21 protein-coding genes are annotated in these 19,441 nt (G+C 62.3%); 9 read left to right on the top strand and 12 right to left on the bottom strand.

Translation table 11 applies throughout. The features are described 5' to 3' along the window. The first annotated feature begins 4 nt into the window (after positions 1-4). From BMX59_RS13870 to yegS, 4 genes are all read left to right on the top strand, one after another. Positions 5-316: a hypothetical protein gene (locus BMX59_RS13870; RefSeq protein ID WP_092243070.1), complete on the top strand. Its 312-nt coding sequence runs from the start codon at positions 5-7 to the stop codon at positions 314-316. A gap of 24 nt (positions 317-340) precedes the next feature. After that, positions 341-667 (top strand): hypothetical protein, encoded by a 327-nt coding sequence (locus BMX59_RS13875; RefSeq protein ID WP_092243073.1) that lies wholly within the window; start codon positions 341-343, stop codon positions 665-667. A 26-nt stretch (positions 668-693) separates the two neighbouring features. Beyond that, positions 694-1,236 (top strand): hypothetical protein, encoded by a 543-nt coding sequence (locus BMX59_RS13880; protein WP_092243076.1) that lies wholly within the window; start codon positions 694-696, stop codon positions 1,234-1,236. Positions 1,237-1,329: 93 nt separating this feature from the next. Beyond that, positions 1,330-2,250, top strand: coding sequence for a lipid kinase YegS (gene yegS / locus BMX59_RS13885; RefSeq protein WP_071489802.1), 921 nt, complete (start codon positions 1,330-1,332; stop codon positions 2,248-2,250). Here the strand turns inward: yegS and BMX59_RS13890 are convergent. From BMX59_RS13890 to BMX59_RS13900, 3 genes are all read right to left on the bottom strand, one after another. Further along, positions 2,209-2,868: a response regulator transcription factor gene (locus tag BMX59_RS13890; protein ID WP_071489801.1), complete on the bottom strand. Its 660-nt coding sequence runs from the start codon at positions 2,866-2,868 to the stop codon at positions 2,209-2,211. The two genes, yegS and BMX59_RS13890, sit on opposite strands and share 42 nt — an antisense overlap. Beyond that, a complete protein-coding gene (locus tag BMX59_RS13895; protein ID WP_092243079.1) occupies positions 2,865-3,758 on the bottom strand; it encodes a sensor histidine kinase in 894 nt (297 codons plus the stop codon). The genes BMX59_RS13890 and BMX59_RS13895 overlap by 4 nt, the downstream gene beginning before the upstream one ends. A 368-nt stretch (positions 3,759-4,126) precedes the next feature. Next, positions 4,127-4,576, bottom strand: coding sequence for a hypothetical protein (locus BMX59_RS13900; protein ID WP_173668591.1), 450 nt, complete (start codon positions 4,574-4,576; stop codon positions 4,127-4,129). Between the two features lie 541 nt (positions 4,577-5,117). Here BMX59_RS13900 and BMX59_RS13905 point away from each other — a divergent pair. Beyond that, entirely contained in the window at positions 5,118-6,053 is a 936-nt protein-coding gene (locus tag BMX59_RS13905; protein ID WP_092243082.1) for a chemotaxis protein CheV, read from the top strand. A 39-nt stretch (positions 6,054-6,092) separates the two neighbouring features. Further along, on the top strand, positions 6,093-6,899 hold the full coding sequence (locus BMX59_RS13910; RefSeq protein ID WP_092243085.1) for an MOSC domain-containing protein: 807 nt from the start codon (positions 6,093-6,095) through the stop codon (positions 6,897-6,899). Between the two features lie 64 nt (positions 6,900-6,963). Here BMX59_RS13910 and BMX59_RS13915 read toward each other — a convergent pair whose 3' ends face one another. The 8 genes from BMX59_RS13915 to BMX59_RS13950 all read right to left on the bottom strand — a co-directional run bounded on the left by BMX59_RS13915 (position 6,964) and on the right by BMX59_RS13950 (position 16,122). Continuing rightward, on the bottom strand, positions 6,964-7,248 hold the full coding sequence (locus BMX59_RS13915; protein ID WP_058424671.1) for a pyrimidine/purine nucleoside phosphorylase: 285 nt from the start codon (positions 7,246-7,248) through the stop codon (positions 6,964-6,966). A 63-nt stretch (positions 7,249-7,311) separates the two neighbouring features. Further along, positions 7,312-7,854, bottom strand: a complete 543-nt coding sequence (locus BMX59_RS13920; RefSeq protein WP_071492722.1) for a 3'-5' exonuclease — start codon at positions 7,852-7,854, stop codon at positions 7,312-7,314. Between the two features lie 73 nt (positions 7,855-7,927). Beyond that, positions 7,928-9,811 (bottom strand): acetyl-CoA carboxylase biotin carboxylase subunit, encoded by a 1,884-nt coding sequence (locus BMX59_RS13925; protein WP_093122349.1) that lies wholly within the window; start codon positions 9,809-9,811, stop codon positions 7,928-7,930. Between the two features lie 93 nt (positions 9,812-9,904). Then, complete coding sequence (locus BMX59_RS13930; protein WP_093122352.1) at positions 9,905-10,666, bottom strand: enoyl-CoA hydratase/isomerase family protein; 762 nt, start codon at positions 10,664-10,666, stop codon at positions 9,905-9,907. Next, entirely contained in the window at positions 10,663-11,820 is a 1,158-nt protein-coding gene (atuD, locus tag BMX59_RS13935) for a citronellyl-CoA dehydrogenase (RefSeq protein ID WP_092243094.1), read from the bottom strand. Before atuD ends, BMX59_RS13930 begins: the two co-directional genes overlap by 4 nt. Before the next feature lie 17 nt (positions 11,821-11,837). Further along, positions 11,838-13,454 (bottom strand): geranyl-CoA carboxylase subunit beta, encoded by a 1,617-nt coding sequence (gene atuC / locus BMX59_RS13940; protein WP_093122356.1) that lies wholly within the window; start codon positions 13,452-13,454, stop codon positions 11,838-11,840. A gap of 3 nt (positions 13,455-13,457) precedes the next feature. Further along, positions 13,458-14,330 carry an SDR family oxidoreductase gene (locus BMX59_RS13945; protein WP_071489792.1) on the bottom strand — a complete coding sequence of 291 codons (873 nt, stop codon included), beginning with the start codon at positions 14,328-14,330 and terminating at the stop codon, positions 13,458-13,460. Positions 14,331-14,343: 13 nt separating this feature from the next. Continuing rightward, entirely contained in the window at positions 14,344-16,122 is a 1,779-nt protein-coding gene (locus BMX59_RS13950; protein ID WP_093122360.1) for an acyclic terpene utilization AtuA family protein, read from the bottom strand. A 153-nt stretch (positions 16,123-16,275) separates the two neighbouring features. Between BMX59_RS13950 and BMX59_RS13955 the strand changes: the two genes are divergently transcribed. Both BMX59_RS13955 and BMX59_RS13960 read left to right on the top strand, forming a co-directional pair. Further along, positions 16,276-16,899, top strand: a complete 624-nt coding sequence (locus BMX59_RS13955) for a TetR/AcrR family transcriptional regulator (RefSeq protein ID WP_071489790.1) — start codon at positions 16,276-16,278, stop codon at positions 16,897-16,899. Positions 16,900-16,993: 94 nt separating this feature from the next. After that, positions 16,994-17,782 (top strand): substrate-binding periplasmic protein, encoded by a 789-nt coding sequence (locus tag BMX59_RS13960; RefSeq protein WP_071489789.1) that lies wholly within the window; start codon positions 16,994-16,996, stop codon positions 17,780-17,782. Between the two features lie 18 nt (positions 17,783-17,800). Here BMX59_RS13960 and BMX59_RS13965 read toward each other — a convergent pair whose 3' ends face one another. Next, on the bottom strand, positions 17,801-18,352 hold the full coding sequence (locus BMX59_RS13965; RefSeq protein WP_005789991.1) for an RNA polymerase factor sigma-70: 552 nt from the start codon (positions 18,350-18,352) through the stop codon (positions 17,801-17,803). Between the two features lie 289 nt (positions 18,353-18,641). On the opposite strand from BMX59_RS13965, the gene BMX59_RS13970 reads away from it, so the two are divergent. After that, entirely contained in the window at positions 18,642-19,394 is a 753-nt protein-coding gene (locus tag BMX59_RS13970) for a thioesterase II family protein (protein ID WP_092243108.1), read from the top strand. The last annotated feature ends 47 nt before the right edge of the window (positions 19,395-19,441 follow it).

Consider the following 19,441-nt stretch of genomic DNA (forward strand, 5'->3'; position numbering starts at 1 on the left):
CGCCATGTTCACGAGAAGCCTGTTGTTGAGTGTTTGCGCTGTTTCACTGATCGGCTGTACGGGCAGGGGCTTTCAACCACCGCCACCGGCTTTTACCCAATGGCAGAAAAGCGGGGTATCCGTCGAAGGCGTCAAGAGCGCCATGCGCGCCTGCGGTTATACCAACCTGGTGGGGACGGGCGACGACTCGCCGATTGATGAGGTGTTGACGCGCTTCTACTGCATGAAGGACTCGGGATTTACCCACAAGGGCAACCTGGACCTGTGTAAGGAAGGCCGCATCGGCGAATCGCCGGTGTGCGAAGGCCGCCGCTAATCCATCACTAAAAGGAACCAAGGAATGATCGATCTACGCAAAGGACTGTACGGCGCCGCATGGGTGCTGGCGGCAACCACCCTGGGCGGTTGCGCCTCGTCGGCCGCCGTCACTGGCGAGCCGGGGGTGAATATGGGCGACAGCTACCAGCAGGTGCTCGCCGTGGTCAGCCGCAACAACACTGTGACCAAGCAGGTCGATGGCCAGGGCTTTCGCGCCGAGGGTTATTCGGCGATGTTCAAGGACTGCCGCGTCAAGTACTTCCTGTTCCAGGACGCTGACGGCTTGCAGCGCGTGAGCTACGAGCCGGCGCCGCACCTGTCGGTCAAGCAGAATTGCCGCCAGCCGTAAACACCCCCGATGCGAAAGGATGGCTGATGAAAAGGTTAATGGTGATACCTGTTGTGTTGCTGGCCCTGGGCGGTTGCGGCCAGGTGGCGAACATCCGTTCGCTGTCCACCGGCTACGTGCCGCCGCAAAGCGGTGAGACCGCCCGGGTGCGTGTCGTCACCGACGGCCTGGTACGTGCGGTGCCGGGGCGTGACTGCCTGGACTGGAACGTGCCGGGCGCCGGGGTGATGGCCTCGGTGAAAGCCGGTTTCCCCGATCACAACGGCGAAAATCTCGGCATCCCCGGGCCGATCTACTCGTGGGCCGGCGCGGTCACGTCCGAATTGGTGGTGCCGGCGGGTAAACCGATCGCGTTCCATTACCTGGGGCGGTTGCAATACTCCCGCCAGTGCGCCAAGACCATGACTTTTGTGCCCAAGCCCGGGCGCGACTACATGGTGCAGGCGTCGATGTCGGCGGATTGTTCGTTCCTGCTCGACGAGTTGCCGGCGGACGGCAGGCAATGGGTGCGGATCGAGCCGACGCCGGTGGGCAAAGTCTCGATGTGCAACGCGATGGACAATTTCTAGGGCGGCCAATTAATTTACGTTACCCATGGCTTTTTTTCGGCTGCCAAAGGTCCACATCCTTCATGCACCTTTGAATCCAGGAGTAAGCCCGCTATGACCAGCCCCAAGGCACTGTTGATCCTCCACGGCAAGCAAGCCCTCAACGAGGACGTGCGCGCTGCCGTGAAGGCCCGGCGCGAGCAGGGTGGGGAGTTGGCAGTACGGGTCACCTGGGAAGGCGGCGACGCCCAGCGCCTGGTCAACGAAGCCCTGGCTGACGGCTACACCCACATCATCGCCGGTGGCGGCGATGGCACCCTGCGCGATGTAGCCGAAGCCATGGCCCAGGCCAAGACCGACGCCAGTCTGGTGCTGATGCCCCTGGGCACCGCCAACGATTTCGCCAAGGCTGCCGGCGTGCCGTTGGAGCCTGACCAGGCCCTGGCGCTGCTGGACGTGCCACCCAGGGCCATCGACCTGGGCCAGGTCGGTGGGCAGATCTTCCTCAATATGGCCACCGGCGGTTTCGGCAGCCAGGTCACCGCCAACACCTCCGAAGATTTGAAAAAAGTCCTGGGCGGCGCCGCCTACCTGTTCACCGGTTTGACGCGGTTCAGCGAGTTGAAGGCTGCCTACGCCGAGCTGGATGGCCCTGATTTTCATTGGAAAGGCGAGTTGCTCGCGCTGGGCATTGGCAACGGTCGCCAGGCAGGCGGTGGGCATGAGCTATGCCCAGGCGCCATGGCCGACGATGGCCTGCTGGACGTCAGCATCCTGCCGGCGCCCCAGGAAGTGGTTGGCACCTTGCGAGAGTTGATGAATAACGGATGGGGCCTGGACACCATGTTCGTCCGGGCGCGCCTGCCGTGGGTGAACATCAAGGTTGCACAGGGCCTGTATATCAACCTGGATGGCGAGCCGCTGCAGGGCGATGACCTGCACTTCCAGGCCTTGCCCAAGGCCTTGCGCGTGCACTTGCCGGTGGGGTCGCCGCTAGTCGTCCAGGCTGATGATCTGCTCGCGCACCGCGAATAGCACCAGGCCGGCCACGTCGAAAATCTGCAGGCGCTTCATGATTTGCGAGCGGTGGGCTTCCACGGTCTTGATGCTCAGGCCCAGGCCGTGGGCGATTTCCCGGGTGGACTTGCCGCGCACGATCAGGCGCAGGATCTCCAACTGCCGCGCCGTGAGGTTGTGGCTGTGGCCGGCGGGAGTAGTGGGCCCCTGGCTGCGCACCAGCGCCTGGTTGATCACGGTGTGGGCGATCGCCGGGCTCAGGTAGCGCTCGTTGTTGCGCAAGGCCAGCAGCGCGTGTTCCAACTCGTTGGCGGTGGTGTCCTTGAGCAGGTAGCCATGGGCGCCGGACTCCAGCGCGCACATGATCAGTTCCGGGTCGGTGTGCATCGACAGGATCAGCACTTTGCTCTTGGGGTAGGCGCGCTTGAGCTGCTGCAAGGCGTCCAGGCCGCCGGTGTGCTTCATCGACAGGTCCAGCAGCACGATATCCGGCAACAGGGCGCTGAACTGCTCCAGCAACTGCTCGCCATCGCTGGCTTCGCCGATCACCGTGTAGCCGGGAATGTCCTGGACCAGCGCGCGTACGCCGGCCCGGATCAGTGCATGGTCATCCACCAGGAGTAATTTGCAGCTCACTCGAGAACCTTAGGGGAACTGGCCCGTTCGAGGGCGCGGGGCGCCCAGGGGAAAAGCGCTTCGATCCGTGTCCCTTTGCCTGGCTGGCTGCTGACGGACAACGTACCGCCAAGCTGATCTATCCGCTCGGACATGCCGGCCATGCCCCGTTGGCCTTCCAGGCCGGGATTGACGGCCGGTGAAAAACCCTGGCCGTCATCGCGGATAGTCAGCGACAGGCCTTCGGGCAAACGTTGCAGGCGTACCAGCAGGTTGTGCGCCTGGGCGTGGCGCAGCATGTTGGTCACCGCTTCCTGGGTGATGCGGAAGGCCGCCACCGCCATTTCTTCCGGGATTCCGGTCAGCCGTTGCTGGCATTCCAGGCTCCAGTGAATCGGCGTGTTTTCCAGGGTCTTGAGCAGGTGCGCGCGCAGGCTGGCTTCCAGCCCCAGGCTGGCCAGCTGACGAGGGTTGAGGATGGCGGAAACGTCACGCACCTTGGCCAGGGTTTCATTCAGGGTGTTGCACAGCACCGTGCATTGGCTTTGCAGGTCGTCGGGCAGGCGACGCTTGAGCCATTCGCTTTGCAGCTTGGCCGCGGTGAGCAGTTGGCCGATATCGTCGTGCAGTTCACGGCTGAGACGATGGCGTTCGTTTTCCTGTACCTGCAACAGGCGATCGGCCAGTTCCTGGGGCTGGAACTTGATGGACTTGCGTGAACGCCATTGTTGCAGGCCGACCACTACGAGAGTGGCCAGGTTAAGCACAATCACCAGCAACGGCAGCGGTTCTGAACTGGCATAGGTCCACAGGCTCAGCAGCAGCGAGCCAAGGCACAGGGCGAGGATCAAGCGGCGTGCATTGCTGCGGGACGCGGACCTTGCGATGAGTGTCTTGAGGCTGGCGTACATAGCGGATGGAGCCAATGAGGGTGCGCTGCGGGAAGCCCGGTCACTGGGGCTGACGGGGCTCTGTTTGGGATGCGTTATCGAATCGTTTTTATGCATGATGAAGTTGAGTCACTTCGAGCGGGGCATAGTACCACCACTATTACCGTTGGTCGCCTGGTGCCGTGCCTCACCGGATTATTGACCGCGCAAATACTCCGGGCGGTATTCCCAGAGTTCATGAAGTGAGGAGTTATATTATTTCTGCTTGGTTGTATCGTTATTACCGTTAATGGCTAATTGATATCTTTGTGTGCGCGGTTCAGTTCCAGCAAATTAATAGCCGTGTCGTTTTTGGATAACTTCAGGTTCGAATACGACTTGGTATCCATTCAAGAGGCGTGGTGTACACGCTGCTGCGGTTTATAAGTGAAATCCTTCTGCGGGATCTGAAGCGTGACGGTTGCAATCAATGTCGCCTGCTCACTCTCGTCCATACTCAGTTCGCCGGTGCGCACATCGATCAGTTCCAGTTGCCAAGCGAGTAGCGTCAAGCACGCGTGCAGTGCATCCAACGCCTGGTCATGCAGTTGCATCGGGCTTGCCGCATTGGCGATCACGTACTGGATATGCCGGGAGAATTCGCTGATCACCTGCAGGGCCAGGCTGTCGGCCTTTTCGGCGAGTGTGGCCAGGCTGGCCTTCATGCAGTCGATGGCATCGCTGTCGTCACGAATCAGATGCAGATGGTTTAGGCACTCTTGCGACTTGGCCAGCAGCGTTTCTGCTTCAAGCAGGAACTCGGGAAGTGTGGTCTGCCATTCATTTGCGCTGTTCATCATACAAGTCTCCACAACATGAGGTCGGGTGATGAGATGTCGCACCGGGTGAATGGCTTAAAAATAGCGCCGAAATATGACTGGGACCTGTAGGTGGCTTCTGAGTTTTTAGTAGGACGTTTATTAGAGTGACGGCAACGGCTGTGCGCTGCCCTCATGAGCGGGGTCAATTGCGTACCTTCGATTGCCGACATCTGTATGTCTGGAAGGCCCGTGGGCCGAGGGCTTGGGATGGCAAACAAAAGCCTGACTCCATTCATGCATTGAGAATGGCGTCACATTAATGGCTATTAGATATTGCGAATATCAGGTTGCGCCTGATTGTGTGTAGGGGAATCCCTTACATAGCGGAACCTCGCGTCGAATTGAATGTCGCGCAACGTCGCTTTATTGCCATACGGAGAGGCCAGCGCAGTAAAGCATGATGTCAGTGTGACATCAATGGATTTACGTGGCATTTTACAAGGGTCAAGGTCTGGCACTCGCCGCCGATAACCCACGTTATGTGAACCGCACAAATTCCTTAGCGCATCAGGAGCTTTTAATGGCCGGCATTCTCGACACGGTAGATCAACGCACGCAACTGGTGGGTGAGAATCGCCTGGAGATCCTCATGTTTCGCCTGGCGGGGCGCCAACTGTTCGCGATCAACGTGTTCAAGGTGCAGGAAGTGCTGCAACTGCCCAAGTTGACCCTGATGCCCCAGCGCCACCCGTTTGTATGCGGCGTGGTCAACCTGCGTGGCCAGACCCTGCCGGTGATCGACCTGTCCCAGGCCATCGGCATGCGCCCGCTGGTGCCGGGCCCCAACAGCACCATCATCGTCACTGAGTACAACCGCTCGGTGCAGGCCTTCCTGGTGGGCGGTGTGGACCGCATCGTCAATATGAACTGGGAGGCCATCCTGCCGCCACCGACCAGTGCCGGGCGCCAGCATTACCTCACCGCCATCAGCAAGGTCGACGACCAGTTGGTGGAAATCATCGATGTGGAAAAAGTCCTGGCCGAGATCGTGCCGTACAACGCCAAGGTTTCCCGCGAGAAACTCGAAGACCCGGTGCTGGAGCGCGCCCGTGGCCGCGAAGTGCTGCTGGTGGATGACTCCAACGTAGCCCTGTCTCAACTGCGCGACACCCTCGGCCAGCTGGGTGTGAAGATGCACATCGCCAGTGACGGCCTCAAGGCCTTGAACATGCTCAAGGCCTGGGCCGACGCCGGCCATGTGATGACCGACAAGTTGCTGATGATCTTTACCGACGCCGAAATGCCCGAGATGGACGGTTATCGTCTCACCACCGAGATCCGCAATGACCCGCGCCTGCGCAGTCTTTACGTGGTATTGCACACCTCGCTGTCGGGCAGCTTCAACGAGTCGATGGTGAAGAAGGTCGGCTGCGACAATTTCCTGTCCAAGTTCCAGCCCGACAAGCTGGTGGACGTGGTCCGTCAGCGTCTGATGCTGGACGAAGTGCCTGCTTGACCTTAGGGTTATGGCTTTGCCCCTCAGGAATGCAGGCCCATGCTTCGTCTCAGCGCGTTGTACCGTTACCCTTTGAAGTCCGGCAAGGCCGAGATATTGCAGCAGGTCGGCCTGGATAAGCTCGGGGTGGACGGGGATCGGCGCTGGATGCTGGTGGATGAAGCCAGTGGACGCTTCCTCACGCAACGCGCCGTGGCCAGGATGAGCCAATTGTCGGCCTTGTGGAACAGCAAAGGCGGGCTCACCTTGAGTTCGCCCGGTTACCCGCCGCTGGATGTCGCACTGCCGGGCGGTAATGCCGAGTTGCGCGGTGTGACCATCTGGCGCGACACCCTGCGGGTGCCGGACGCGGGCGACGCGGCAGCGGCCTGGGTCAGTGACTTTATCGGCAAGCCGACGCGGCTGGTGCAGATCCCCCTCGAACGCGCCCGCACCACCGAAGCCGGTTATGGCAGGGACGATGACCAGGTCGCATTTGCCGATGGCTACCCGCTGCTGGTGATCGGCCAGGCTTCGCTGGACGACCTTTCGCAACGCATCGGCCGGCCTATGGAGATGCTGCGGTTTCGCCCCAATCTGGTGATCGAAGGCAGTGCCGCCTTCGCCGAGGATGGCTGGAAGCGCCTGCGCATCGGCGATGTGGAGTTCCGCGCGGTCAAGCCCTGCTCGCGCTGCATCCTCACCACTATCGACCCGCAGACCGGCGAGCGCAGTGCCGACCGTGAACCCTTCGCGACGCTGGAGACCTATCGCAAGACTGAAAATGGCGCGATTTTCGGCCAGAACCTGGTCAACGATGGCATTGGCCGCCTGGAAGTCGGGATGCCGGTGACCATTCTCGAATAGTATTCGACGCGAATGAAAATGCCCGTCTCTCAGGAAACGGGCATTTTTTGTTTCCGGGAAACCCTTAGCCGCGGTATTCGCACAGGTAAGCGGTGTCCACGGCGACCTTGAGTTGGAACTTGCTGTTGGCCGGCACGTTGAACTGGCTGCCGGCGGCGAAGGTTTCCCAGTCGCTGGCGTCAGGCAGCTTGACGGTCAGGGCGCCGGATACCACGTGCATGATTTCACGCTGGGCGGTGCCGAATTCGTATTCGCCCGGGGCCATGACGCCGATGGTCGCCGGACCTTCTGCGGTGCCGAAGGCGATCGACTTGACGGTGCCGTCGAAGTACTCGTTGACTTTGAACATGGGCGATTCCTCGGAAAAGGGTCTGGAAAGGTCGGCCAGTATGCCCAAGGGCAGGGAAGCTGCCTAGACCGGCAGAATCAGTGGCAGCAGGCGCGCGGTGTTGCGTGCATCTTCCAGCGCCCGATGCTGCTGGCCATGGAACTGCATCCCCGCCAATTGCAGGGCACCGTTGAGCCCCAGGGGCTTGTCCAGGCGCCGTGCCTTGGCGAAGCGCTGCTTGAGGTTCACATGGGGCGTGGTGGCGAGTGCGCTGGCCAGGCCATGGCGCTGCCATTCCAGCTCCAGCTGCCTGCGATCGTAATCGCCCCAACTGGCCCAGCCTTCCAGGCGCGCCTGGTGTTGGCCCAGCCAGCGCTCGAACAGCGGCCACACCTCGGTGATCGGCACCGCGCCGTCGATGTTGGCCTGGGTGATGTGGGTCAACTGACGACAAAAAGGCGTCAGCAAGGGACGGCGCAGCGGCCGCACAAAACGCTGGAAGTGATCCAGCTCGCGGCCCTGGCGGTTGACCAGGCTTGCGCCGATCTCGATGACTTCCATCTCCGTCACGGGCCAGCCGCCTTCATCCGTTGTGGCTTCAAGGTCAATAATCAGCCAATGGGGCATCGCGCAGGTTCCCGTACTCTTCCCTTTCTGTTGGGGATAGAGCGTAGCCCGGCCCTGTAGTTCCGCCTAGGGGCTAGACGATCTCGAGTAACACCTGACGATTGTGCACCTGGTCACCGGCGCTCACCTGCACGCCTTTGATCACACCGTCGATGCCGGCGGTCAGCGGATGCTCCATTTTCATGGCTTCGAGCACCAGCAGCAGTTGGCCCTTGGTGACGCTGTCACCGGTGCTGACCCGCACATCGACGATGGCACCGTCCATCGGCGCCTTCACCGTGCCGCTGCTGGCATCGGCCTGGCGGCTGGCCACTTGCTGCGTGCGGTTGGTCACGCACAGGCCGGGCATCCATAGTTGGTCGCCGTCGAGGTGATAGGCCATGCGCCGGCGGATGCCGTTGAGCACCAGGGTGGCGTGGCGGCCGTCGGCGCTGAGCAGCAGGGGGGCGGTGCTGACGGTGTGGATTTCGCCATTGACCTCAAGCCGATAGGTGCAAGGGCTACTCGCGGTGTTGCGCCAGCCCGACAAACCGTGGGGATGTTGCTCGGCACTGTGGGTGTAGAACAGCGCAGCGGCCAGGGCTAGCTGTTCGCTCGATACAGGCTGGCGTGGGATCTCGCTGAAGTGCTCGGCGATAAACCCGGTGCTGAAATCGCCGTTGATAAACGCCGGATGCTTGAGCAAATCAGCCAACAGTGGCTGATTGGTCGCGACGCCCAGCAACAGCGTGTCTTCCACCGCCCGCAACAGTTTGCGCCGCGCCTCTTCGCGGGTGGCGCCGTGGGCGATGAGCTTGCCCAGCATTGGGTCGTAGAACGGGCTGATACGTTGACCTTGTATCACGCCATGGTCGATGCGCACGCCGGTCGCCGGTTCCCAGCGCAGCACCTCGCCGGTTTGCGGCAGGAAACCCTGGGCCGGGTCTTCGGCGTACAGGCGCACTTCCATGGCATGGCCGCTCAGGGTCACGTCCGCCTGGGTCAGCGGCAGCGCTTGCCCGGCGGCGATCTGCAGTTGCCAATCCACCAGGTCGAGGCCGGTGATCAGCTCGGTGACCGGGTGTTCCACCTGCAGGCGGGTGTTCATTTCCAGGAAGTAGAACCGGCCATTGCGGTCGAGCAGGAACTCCACGGTACCGGCGCCCACGTAATTCACCGCACGCCCGGCCTTCAATGCGGCTTCGCCCATGGCCTGGCGCAACTCGGGCGTCATGATGGGGCAGGGGGCTTCCTCGATGACTTTCTGGTGGCGGCGCTGGACCGAGCAGTCGCGTTCGCCGAGGTAGATCAAGTGGCCGTGGCTGTCGCCGAACAACTGGATCTCGACGTGGCGCGGCTCGATCAGCGCTTGCTCAAGAATCAGTTCATCGCTGCCAAAGGCATTTTTGGCTTCCGAGCGGGCGGTGTGCAGGTTGTCCAGCAGGGCTTCGGGTTGGTGCACCAGGCGCATGCCGCGACCGCCGCCGCCGGCGCTGGCCTTGATCATCAATGGGTAGCCGATGCGTTCAGCTTCCTGTTGCAGCGTGTTGTCGTCCTGGGCACTGCCCTGATAGCCGGCAATGCACGGCACGCCGGCGTCGAGCATGGCGAGTTTGGACAGGCGTTTGCTGCCCATCAGTTCGATGGACTCGACGCTGGGCCCGATGAAGGTCAGGCCGGCGTGTTGGCAGGCGCGGGCGAAGTCGGGGTTTTCCGAGAGGAAGCCGTAGCCGGGGTGAATCGCATCGGCGCCGGTGAGTCTGGCGGCGGCGAGGATCGCCTCGATATTGAGGTACGACTGTTGTACCGGGGCGGGGCCGATATTGACGGCTTCGTCGGCCATCTGCACATGCAGGGCCTGGGCGTCGGCATCGCTGTAGACGGCGACGGTGCGGTAGCCCAGGGCTTGGGCGGTGCGCTGGATGCGGCAGGCAATTTCGCCGCGGTTGGCGATCAGGATTTTGTTGAAGGCGGGCATGGGTTTATCCCTTGGCTGATGGGGTGTTTGATCGGGCCTCATCGGGGGCAAGCCCCCTCCCACACTGTGGGAGAGGGCACGCCCCCGATGGCGTCATTTGCACCACCGAGGCTTTCTTTTCTGCACAAACGCCTGCGTCCCTTCAATCCCTTCCTCACTGCGCACCGCTTCGGCAAACCACTGCGCGCCCCGATCCAGCACCGCCTCCAGCGGCTCATCCACACTGGCCAGCAACAGCGCTTTAGTCCGTCCATTCGCCATCGGCGCGCACGTGAGCACCTGCCCCAGCACCTCATCCAACCGCTGCGCCAACGCCTGCGGGTCGCGCTCGGTAAAGTGCACCACCCCCAGCCGCTCAGCCTCAAGCCCGTCAAACCGTGCCGCTGTCAGCGCCAGCCGCCGCGCCTGGGTCAGCCCGATGCGCTTGACCACGAACGGCGCAATCTGCGCGGGCAGCAAGCCCAGGCTGGTCTCCGGCAAGCCGAATTGCGCCTGATGATCGGCGATGGCGATATCGCTCACGCACGCCAACCCAAATCCACCGCCCAGCACCGCGCCTTGCAGCACCACGATCACCACTTGCGACAGCGCTTGCACTTCCTGCAGCAAGGTGCCAAACGCGCGGTTCAGCGCCTGCAGTTGATGGCCTGCGGTGACCAGGTCCTTCACATCCGCCCCGGCGCAGAAATGTCCGCCCGCGCCGCTGATCACTACCGCGCGCGTCTGGATGTCCAACTGCGATAGCACCGTGCGCAATTCATTGACCATTTCCAGGCTCATCGCATTGCGGCAGTCGGGCCGGTTGAGGGTGATGTGCAGCACACCGTTGTGGGGTTCGAGCAACAAGGTGTTCATGGTTTTTTCCCCGGTAAGGTGCCCATCAACTTGCAGATGATGCCCAGCATGATTTCGTCGGCGCCGCCGCCGATCGACACCAGCCGCACATCGCGATAGGCGCGGGCCACGGGGTTGTCCCACATGAAGCCCATGCCGCCCCAGTATTGCAGGCAACTGTCGCTGACTTCGCGGCCCAGGCGCCCGGCCTTGAGCTTGGCCATGGACGCCAGGCGGGTCACGTCCTGGCCTTTGATGTATTGCTCGGTGGCCTGGTAGACCAGCGCGCGCAGGCATTCGATTTCGGTGGAGAGCTCAGCGAGACGAAAGTGGATGACCTGGTTGTCGATCAGCGCCTTACCGAAGGTCTGGCGCTGCTTGCAGTACTCGATGGTGCTGTCGATGCAATGCTCCAGGCCCTTGATCATATTGGCCGCGCCAAACAGGCGTTCTTCCTGGAATTGCAGCATCTGCATCATGAACCCCGCACCTTCGTGGCCGATGCGGTTGCGTTGCGGCACGCGCACGCCGTCGAAGAACACCTGGGCGGTCTCGGAGCTGTGCATGCCGAGCTTTTCCAGGGGCGGGCTGACGCTGATGCCGGGAGTATTCATCGGCACCATGATCAGCGACTTGTTGATGTGCGGCTTGTCGTCGGAGGTGTTGGCCAGCAGGCAGATGAAGTCGGCGCTGGGTGAGTTGGTGATCCACATCTTGCTGCCGTTGATCACATAGTCGTCGCCGTCCTTGCGCGCATGGGTCTTCAACCCGGCCACATCGGAGCCGGCGCCGGTTTCCGAGACGCCGATGCAGCCGACCTGCTCGCCGCTGATGGCCGGGCGCAGGAATTCGTCGCGCAGTTCATCGCTGCCGAAGCGGGCAAGGGCGGGGGTGCACATATCGGTCTGCACGCCGATAGACATGGGGATACCGCCGCAACGGATGGTGCCGAACTCCTCGGCGGCGACAATGGAATAGCTATAGTCCAGGCCCATGCCGCCGAATTTCTCCGGCTTGGAAATGCCCAGCAGGCCGAGGTCGCCGGCCTTGCGGAAAATGTCGTGGATGGGAAAGCGCCCGGCCTTTTCCCATTCGTCCACATGGGGGTTGATCTCGCGGTCGACGAAGGCGCGGACGGTGCGGCGCAGTTCCTGGTGTTCCTGGGTGAAGATCATTTTTATTGTTCTCCTGATTAGAAACGCGCCACACCAAAGGTGTTGGGCTGCAATGGCCGCACCTCAGCCTCATGACAGATATCCAGCAGAAAACCGAGCAAGGTCCGTGTATCCCGAGGGTCAATCAGCCCGTCATCCCACAGGTTCGCGCTGCCGTAGAGCGCGGTGGACTGGCTGTCGAGCTTCTGTGCGGTGACCTGTTCCAGCATGTCCAGCACCTTGGGATCCGGCACCAGGCCATCCTTCAATTGCTTGGCCTCAGTGACAATCCGCAGGACTTTGCCCGCCTGGGCACCGCCCATCACTGCCGTGCGGCTGTTGGGCCAGGCGAAGATAAAGCGCGGGTCCAGGCCACGGCCGCACATCGCGTAGTTGCCCGCGCCATAGGAGCCGCCGACCACAATGGTCAGTTTAGGCACCCGCGCGTTGGCCACGGCCTGGATCATCTTCGCGCCGTGCTTGATCACGCCTTGTTGTTCCGACTCGGTGCCCACCATGAAACCGGTGGTGTTGTGCAGGAACAGCAGCGGTGTGCGGCTCTGGTCGCACAGTTGGATAAATTGCGCGGCCTTGCTCGCGCCCTTCGGCGTAATAGGACCGTTGTTGCCGATCACGCCCACGGCGCGGCCGTGGATGTGCACGTGGCCGCAGACGGTGTGGGCGTCGAATTCGCTCTTGAAGTCGAGAAAGCGCGAGCCGTCGGCCAGTCGCGCGAGGATTTCACGGACGTCGTAGGGCTTTTTCGGGTCGTCCGGGATCAGGCCCAGCAGCTCTTCGATGGGGTACAGCGGTTCTGCGTAGGCACGTTTCGGCGCCTGTGGAAGGCGATCATTCCACGGCAACAGGCTGACGATTTCGCGGGCGATGCGCACGCCGTCCGCATCGTTTTCCGCCAGGTATTCGGCGGTGCCGGCGGTTTGTGCGTGCATCTGGGCACCGCCCAGTTCTTCATCGGTCGCCACTTCGCCGGTCGCGGCTTTAAGCAGCGGCGGGCCGGCGAGGAACAGTTTGGCCCGACCGCGCACCACCACCACGTAATCCGACAGCCCCGGCTGATAGGCGCCGCCGGCCGTGGCCGAGCCATGCACCACGGTGATCTGCGGCAGGCCCATGGCCGACATGCGCGCCTGGTTGGCGAAGCTGCGCGCACCTTCGACGAATATCTCGGCGGCATAGTTGAGGTTGGCTCCGCCGCTTTCGGCGAGGGTCACCACCGGCAGTTTGTTCTCCAGGGCGATCTGTTGCAGGCGCAGGGATTTCTTCAGGCCGGTGGGGGAAATGGTGCCGCCCTTGATCGCGCTGTTATTGGCCACCACCAGCACGCGCACGCCGCTGACGTAGCCGATGCCGGCGATCAACCCGCCTCCGGCGGCGCTGCCGTCCTTGTCGTCGTGCAGCTTGTAGCCGGCCAGGCTGGCCAGTTCCAGGAACGGCGCGCCGGGGTCCAGCAGTAGGTTGAGGCGCTCGCGGGGCAGCAGTTGGCCGCGCTTGTCGAACTTGGGCTTGGCGTCCTGTGCCTTGCTCAACAGGGTGTCTTCCAACTGCCGCAGCTGGGCGATGGCGGCCAACATGGCCTCGCGGTTTTGCGCGAATGGGGCGCTGTGGGCGTCGATCAGGGATTCAATCACCGGCATGGTCTATTGCCCCGCCTTGAGCACATCGGGCAGGTAGGCGCGGTGGAAGCCATTGAAGGGTTCGCTCGGCGCCTGCGCCTTGTGCAACGGCCACGCGCGACTGCCCAGGCTGGCGGCACCGTCGATACGCAGTGTGCTGCCGCTGATAAAGGCAGCGGCCGGGCTGAGCAGGAACACGATGGCCGCGCTGACTTCCGATTCGGTGCCGATACGCTTGAGCGGCACATGTTCGCGCAGCGTGGGAATCACCGCCTTGAACGCGCCTTCGTAGGTGTCCATGCCGCTGGAGGCGATCCAGCCCGGCGCCACGGCGTTGACCCGGACGCCGGCGTAGCCCCACTCGAAGGCGGCGGTCTTGGTGAAGTTGTCCATGCCCGAACGTGCTGCCCCCGAGTGACCCATGCCGGGCATGCCGCCCCACATGTCGGCGAGCATGTTGACGATGGCGCCGCCGTGCTTGCTCATGGATTGGTTGAACACTTCCCGCGCCATCAGGAAACCGCCGACCAAGTTGGTGCGCAGTACGGTTTCGAAACCTTTCTGGTTGATTGCGGCCAGTGGTGAGGGGTACTGGCCGCCTGCATTGTTGACCAGGCCATGGATAGCGCCGTGGTCATTCAGGACCTGGCCGACCAGTGCCTTCACCGCCTCTTCATCGCGAATATCGCAGGCCTGCCAATGGGCGAGGCCACCGTCTTCAGCGATTTCCGCCGCGACGTTCTGCAGCTTGTCCGGCTTACGTCCCACCAGGATCACCTGGGCACCCAGCGCCGCCAATTCATGGGCGGTGCAGCGGCCAATGCCACTGCCGCCGCCGGTGACCATCACGGTTTGCCCCTGGAACAGGTCGGCTTTGAAGATCGAGTCGAAGGCCACGGCAATGCTCCTGTTAGGCGAGTTGATCGGCAATGTGTTGCGGCACGGCAATCGGGATCTCCAGCAGTTGCTGGGCGAAGGCTTTGCCCTGCGGGTCGATGCGCAGGCTGGCGATGCCACCGCCGCTCAGGGCGTTTTCCAGCAGGAAGTTGAGGCTGTGGCTGCCGGGCAGATACCAGCGCTCGACACGGCCGTGCACGGGGTCGAGCAGATGGCCCATCCAGTCGACGATCACCTGCGGGGTGAGTGCTTCGGCAATCCATGGCAGGTAATCGGGGTGGCGGGCGATCACGCCAATATTGCTGTGGTTGCCCTTGTCTCCGGAGCGCGCCACGGCCAGTTTCACCAACGGCACGCTGGCGTCGGCGCGGCCTTGTGGCTTGGGCGGATCGATGGACGCATCGGGCAGGCGCGGGGCGTCGGCAGGTGGCAGTGCGCAGGGGTGGCGTGCGCCCTGGAAGTCGATCACCCCGTCACAGGCCGTTTTATCGATCAGGAACGAAAACAGTCGGATCAACGGGTACACCGTCGGCCGTCCGCCGACGATGCCGGTCAGGCCCGGTGCCATGCCGGTCGCGGCCTGGGCAATCTCGCGGGCGAACAGCACCAGTGCTTGTTTGTTGGGGTGGCGCACCGCCAGTTTCACCACCACTTCGCGACAGTCCTGGCGCCTGGCGTGGGCGCCGTAGGTGGCTTCGCTGCCGAGCAGTTCGATATTCACTTCGGTGTAAGGCGCCCAGCCGCGCTGGCTGAACAGCTCCGAGGTCTTGTTGATGATCGCCTGGCTGACCCGCTCGGCCTTGGCGACCGCATCGATGCCGGCGATCAGGCAACTGGCGGTGCAGCGAAAACCGTCCGGGTAAGTGGCGCTGACCTTGTATTGATCGGTGGGCGGCAAGCCCTTCGCGCCGTGCAGGCGTACCTGGTGTTTGCCTTGCTGCTGCAATTTGACCTGGCTGAAGTCGCAGATCACATCGGGCAACAGGTAGGCATGCGGGTCGCCGATTTCATACAGCAGTTGCTCGGCGACGCTGAGTTCGCTGATCAGCCCGCCTGTACCGTCGACCTTGTTGACGGTGAATTGGCCGTCGGCGCTGACGTCGACGATGGGAAAGCCGATGTGCTCGTAGTCCGGCACGTCGCGCCAATCGGTGAAGTTACCGCCGGTGCACTGCGCGCCGCATTCGATGATATGCCCGGCCAGTGCGGCCTGGGCGAGGCGGTCGTAATCCTGCCAGGACCAGTCGAATTCATGCACCAGCGCCGCGCTGACTACTGCGCTGTCCACCACGCGGCCGGTGATGACGATATCCGCGCCCAGCTTCAGCGCCTGGGTGATGCCCGGCGCGCCCAGGTAGGCGTTGGCGGACACGCACAGCGGCGGCAACGGCGCACCGTTGAACATGTCGGTGATGCCGTGCAGGTGTTTGAGCTGGGGTTGCAGGTCGTCGCCCAGCAGCACGGCGATTTTAAGGGGGATACCGGCCTTGTCGCAGGCGGCTTGCAGGGCGGCGGCGCAGGCCTGGGGGTTGATGCCACCGGCGTTGCTGATCACGCGAATGCCCTGGTGCTGGATATCCGCCAGCAGCGGCGTGAGCACGTCGACGAAATCCGTGGCGTAGCCGGCCTGGGGATCTTTCATCCGCGCACCGGCCAGGATCGACATCGTGACTTCCGCCAGGTAGTCGAACACCAGGTAATCCAGCTTGCCGCCTTGCACCAGTTGGGCGGCGGCGGTGCAGGTGTCGCCCCAGAAGGCGCTGGCACAGCCGATACGAACCGTCTTGCTCATGAGAAATCCTTCCTCGAATGGCTGGGGTCGAGACTACCAAGCAAGCGCTTGGTTTGTAAACTGCGGATACAAGTTTCAGCCAAGCGCTTGCTTGGGTGGCCGCCACGGCCTAAATTGCGGGCCAAGACGTCCGTGGAAGTAGAGGAGAGAGGCATGGATGAGCACAAAGCCCTGCGGGTCATGCGCACCATGGTCGATGGCGGCCAATTGACCGACCCCGACAGCGCCCGGGGCAAGCTGCTGCAAACCGCGGCCCATCTGTTTCGCAACAAGGGCTTCGAACGTACCACCGTGCGCGACCTGGCCAGCGCCGTGGGCATCCAGTCCGGCAGCATCTTTCACCACTTCAAGAGCAAGGACGAGATCCTGCGGGCAGTGATGGAAGAAACCATCCACTACAACACGGCGATGATGCGCGCTTCGCTGGAAGAGGCGAGCAACGTGCGCGAACGCGTGCTGGCGCTGATCCGTTGCGAATTGCAGTCGATCATGGGCGGCAGCGGCGAGGCCATGGCGGTGCTGGTGTACGAGTGGCGTTCGTTGTCAGCCGAAGGCCAGGCCCAGGTGCTGGCCCTGCGCGACGTGTACGAGGCGCTCTGGCTGCAAGTGCTGGGGGAGGCCAAGGACGCGGGCTACATTCGTGGTGATGTATTCATCACCCGGCGTTTCCTCACCGGCGCGCTGTCCTGGACCACCACCTGGTTTCGCGCCGAGGGCAGCCTGACACTTGAGCAGTTGGCCGAAGAGGCCCTGCTGATGGTTTTGAAGGCCGATTGAGGCGCAAGCTATTAATTTACCGCTGGAAAGTTGTCTCTCCAGACAAAAACGCCTAGCTTATCGCCATGAGCGTTTTTGAACGGTGTGTGCCTTGATGTTTTCGCCATGGCGGCTGGCTGCAGGACTTACCTTTTGGGCACTGGGCACCGCGTGGTGGATGCCAGCTTCGGCTGCGCAGTTGGTACGCATCGGCGCGGCGCATTTCCCACCCTACACCGTACGGCCGGAGCAGGGCGCCGACACCGGTTTGCTGCCGCAACTGGTCGAAGCCCTGAACGCCGCGCAAACCGATTACCAGTTTGTGTTGGTGCCCACCTCCATCCCCCGACGCTTTCGTGATTTCGAGCAGGGCCGTGTGGATATGGCGATCTTCGAAAATCCCGATTGGGGCTGGCAGAACATTCCCCACACCAGCGTCGACATGGGCCTGGAAGATGCGGAAATCTTCGTCGCCCAGCGTGAGCCCGGTCGTGACCAAAGTTATTTCGCCGACCTCAACGGCAAACGCCTGGCCGTGTTCAGCGGTTATCACTACGCCTTCGCCAACTTCAACCCCGACCCCAAGTACATGGCCGAGCACTTCAACGCCACGTTGACTTACTCCCATGACAGCAACCTGCTGATGGTCGCGCGCGGGCGTGCCGATATTGCCTTGGTGACGCGCTCGTACCTGAGTGATTTCATGGTGCGCAATGCGCAAATGGCGGGGCAGTTCCTGGTCTCGGAGCGCATTGACCAGGTCTATCACCACTTCGCATTGCTGCGCCCGAAGGCGCCGATCACGGGGGACGCGTTTGCCGCGTTGCTCAAGCGCTTGCGCGACGATGGCGAGATGCTGAAGATTTTCGAGCCGTATCGCATTGATGTGATGGCGGTGCCCTGAGGCACCACCGGTGCGGCATCACACCCTGCGCGCAAACGTATCGCTATGGCTGCCCGACACCTTGCGGCAGTGCACCAGCGCATCACGGATCATGAAGTTCACCAGGGTCGGCGACACGCCCAGCTCCTTGGCGATGTCCTTTTGCGGCACGCCGTGCAGGCGGTACATCTCGAACGCATAGCGGGTGCGCTGGGGCAACTCGGTCAGGGCGTCGGCGATGTTTTCCAGGGTGTTGAAATTGATGTGCGAGGTTTCCGGTGAAGCGCCGTGAATAACCACATTCAAGCCTTCCTCTTCCGTCCCGGAGTATTTGAGCTCCAGGGCCTGCTTGCGGTAGTGATCGATCGCCAGGTTGCGCACGATCTGGAACAGATAACTCAATTGAGCCTTGAACGAAGACGTGATTGTCGGCGCCGATTGCAGCCGGAAGTAGGCGTCCTGCACCACGTCCTCGGCGCGGGAGCGGCAGCCGGTAATGCGTGCCGCGATCTTCACCAGAATCAGCCGATTATCGACGAATGCCTGGAGAAGCGGTGAGTCGCACCTGCCTGTGGATACTTGTTCCGTCATGGAAATCACCTTACTGCCAATAGGTTAGGGGAGGGCGTCCGTGCCGGGGCCTCCTACACATCGGGCAACAAATTATGCTGAATGATAATGATTGTCAAATGAGAAGGCGAACTAATCTTATGCTTTCTCGTTTGGTGTGAACCACGTCTCGCGCGTCCCTGGCGACTAATTATTTGCCGGTGCCGTCCGTTCTTCTGGGTGACAGGTCCGTTAGTAAAACGACCAAGGAGGAGGACGACATGGGTTTCTATCGTGCAAGCGGCGTGTATCGGTCTGGAGTCGTCGCCTGATGAGTACGCCGACTCGACTGCGCCTGTTCTGCCTGCCCTATTCGGGCGCCAGTGCCATGGTTTATGCGCGTTGGCGCCGGGCCCTGCCAGAGTGGTTGCAGGTCTGCCCGCTGGAATTGCCCGGCCGTGGCATGCGCATGGACGAGCCGTTGCAACGCGATATCAAGGCCTTGGCTGCGCAGCTCGCCGATGAAATCAGCCGCGACTTGAATGGCCCCTATGCCCTGTTCGGCCACAGCCTTGGCGGTCTGCTCGCCTTTGAGCTGGCGCACGCCTTGAACGCTCGCGGTGTGCCCGCGCCGCTCGCCTTGTTCGCCTCCGGCACGGCCGGGCCAGCCCGTCGTGATGTCAGCGAGTACGCCATCGAAAAGACCGACGAACAACTGATCGCCCGCCTGCGCGAACTGCAAGGCACCACCGAAGAAGCTCTGGCCAACCCCGAATTGATGCAGTTGATGCTGCCGATCCTGCGCGCCGATTTCCTGCTGTGCGGCAGTTTCACCTACGGCGAACGTGCACCGCTGGGCATGCCGATCCATGTGTTCGGCGGCAAGCAGGACAGTGTGCGCGCCGACCAGTTGCTCGACTGGCAACTCGACGCCGCCAGCGGCTTTTCCCTGGACATGTTCGACGGTCACCACTTCTTCCTCGTGCAACACGAAAGCGCGGTGCTGCGTTGCGTGCGGCGCTACGCCGACGAACACCTGGCCCGCTGGCGCAATGGCGCGGCGCGGCCACTCGCCGTCGGCTGAACAAACCCCCGAATTCTTGAATTTCCCGTAAGCCGATTTCAGGCAGG

The sequence above is a fragment of the Pseudomonas sp. NFR09 genome (assembly GCF_900111535.1).
Taxonomy (GTDB): Bacteria; Pseudomonadota; Gammaproteobacteria; order Pseudomonadales; family Pseudomonadaceae; genus Aquipseudomonas; species Aquipseudomonas extremorientalis.

Bases quoted from the DNA above. Each gene is read 5' to 3' on its own strand.
- yegS (WP_071489802.1), top strand. From the start codon at position 1,330: ATGACCAGCCCCAAGGCACTGTTGATCCTCCACGGCAAGCAAGCCCTC.
- BMX59_RS13870 (WP_092243070.1), top strand. From the start codon at position 5: ATGTTCACGAGAAGCCTGTTGTTGAGTGTTTGCGCTGTTTCACTGATC.
- atuD (WP_092243094.1), bottom strand. From the start codon at position 11,820: ATGATCTTCACCCAGGAACACCAGGAACTGCGCCGCACCGTCCGCGCC.
- BMX59_RS13905 (WP_092243082.1), top strand. From the start codon at position 5,118: ATGGCCGGCATTCTCGACACGGTAGATCAACGCACGCAACTGGTGGGT.
- BMX59_RS13930 (WP_093122352.1), bottom strand. From the start codon at position 10,666: ATGAACACCTTGTTGCTCGAACCCCACAACGGTGTGCTGCACATCACC.
- atuC (WP_093122356.1), bottom strand. From the start codon at position 13,454: ATGCCGGTGATTGAATCCCTGATCGACGCCCACAGCGCCCCATTCGCG.
- BMX59_RS13920 (WP_071492722.1), bottom strand. From the start codon at position 7,854: ATGCCCCATTGGCTGATTATTGACCTTGAAGCCACAACGGATGAAGGC.
- BMX59_RS13970 (WP_092243108.1), top strand. From the start codon at position 18,642: ATGAGTACGCCGACTCGACTGCGCCTGTTCTGCCTGCCCTATTCGGGC.
- BMX59_RS13955 (WP_071489790.1), top strand. From the start codon at position 16,276: ATGGATGAGCACAAAGCCCTGCGGGTCATGCGCACCATGGTCGATGGC.
- BMX59_RS13895 (WP_092243079.1), bottom strand. From the start codon at position 3,758: ATGTACGCCAGCCTCAAGACACTCATCGCAAGGTCCGCGTCCCGCAGC.
- BMX59_RS13910 (WP_092243085.1), top strand. From the start codon at position 6,093: ATGCTTCGTCTCAGCGCGTTGTACCGTTACCCTTTGAAGTCCGGCAAG.
- BMX59_RS13900 (WP_173668591.1), bottom strand. From the start codon at position 4,576: ATGATGAACAGCGCAAATGAATGGCAGACCACACTTCCCGAGTTCCTG.
- BMX59_RS13925 (WP_093122349.1), bottom strand. From the start codon at position 9,811: ATGCCCGCCTTCAACAAAATCCTGATCGCCAACCGCGGCGAAATTGCC.
- BMX59_RS13950 (WP_093122360.1), bottom strand. From the start codon at position 16,122: ATGAGCAAGACGGTTCGTATCGGCTGTGCCAGCGCCTTCTGGGGCGAC.
- BMX59_RS13960 (WP_071489789.1), top strand. From the start codon at position 16,994: ATGTTTTCGCCATGGCGGCTGGCTGCAGGACTTACCTTTTGGGCACTG.
- BMX59_RS13875 (WP_092243073.1), top strand. From the start codon at position 341: ATGATCGATCTACGCAAAGGACTGTACGGCGCCGCATGGGTGCTGGCG.
- BMX59_RS13915 (WP_058424671.1), bottom strand. From the start codon at position 7,248: ATGTTCAAAGTCAACGAGTACTTCGACGGCACCGTCAAGTCGATCGCC.
- BMX59_RS13880 (WP_092243076.1), top strand. From the start codon at position 694: ATGAAAAGGTTAATGGTGATACCTGTTGTGTTGCTGGCCCTGGGCGGT.
- BMX59_RS13965 (WP_005789991.1), bottom strand. From the start codon at position 18,352: ATGACGGAACAAGTATCCACAGGCAGGTGCGACTCACCGCTTCTCCAG.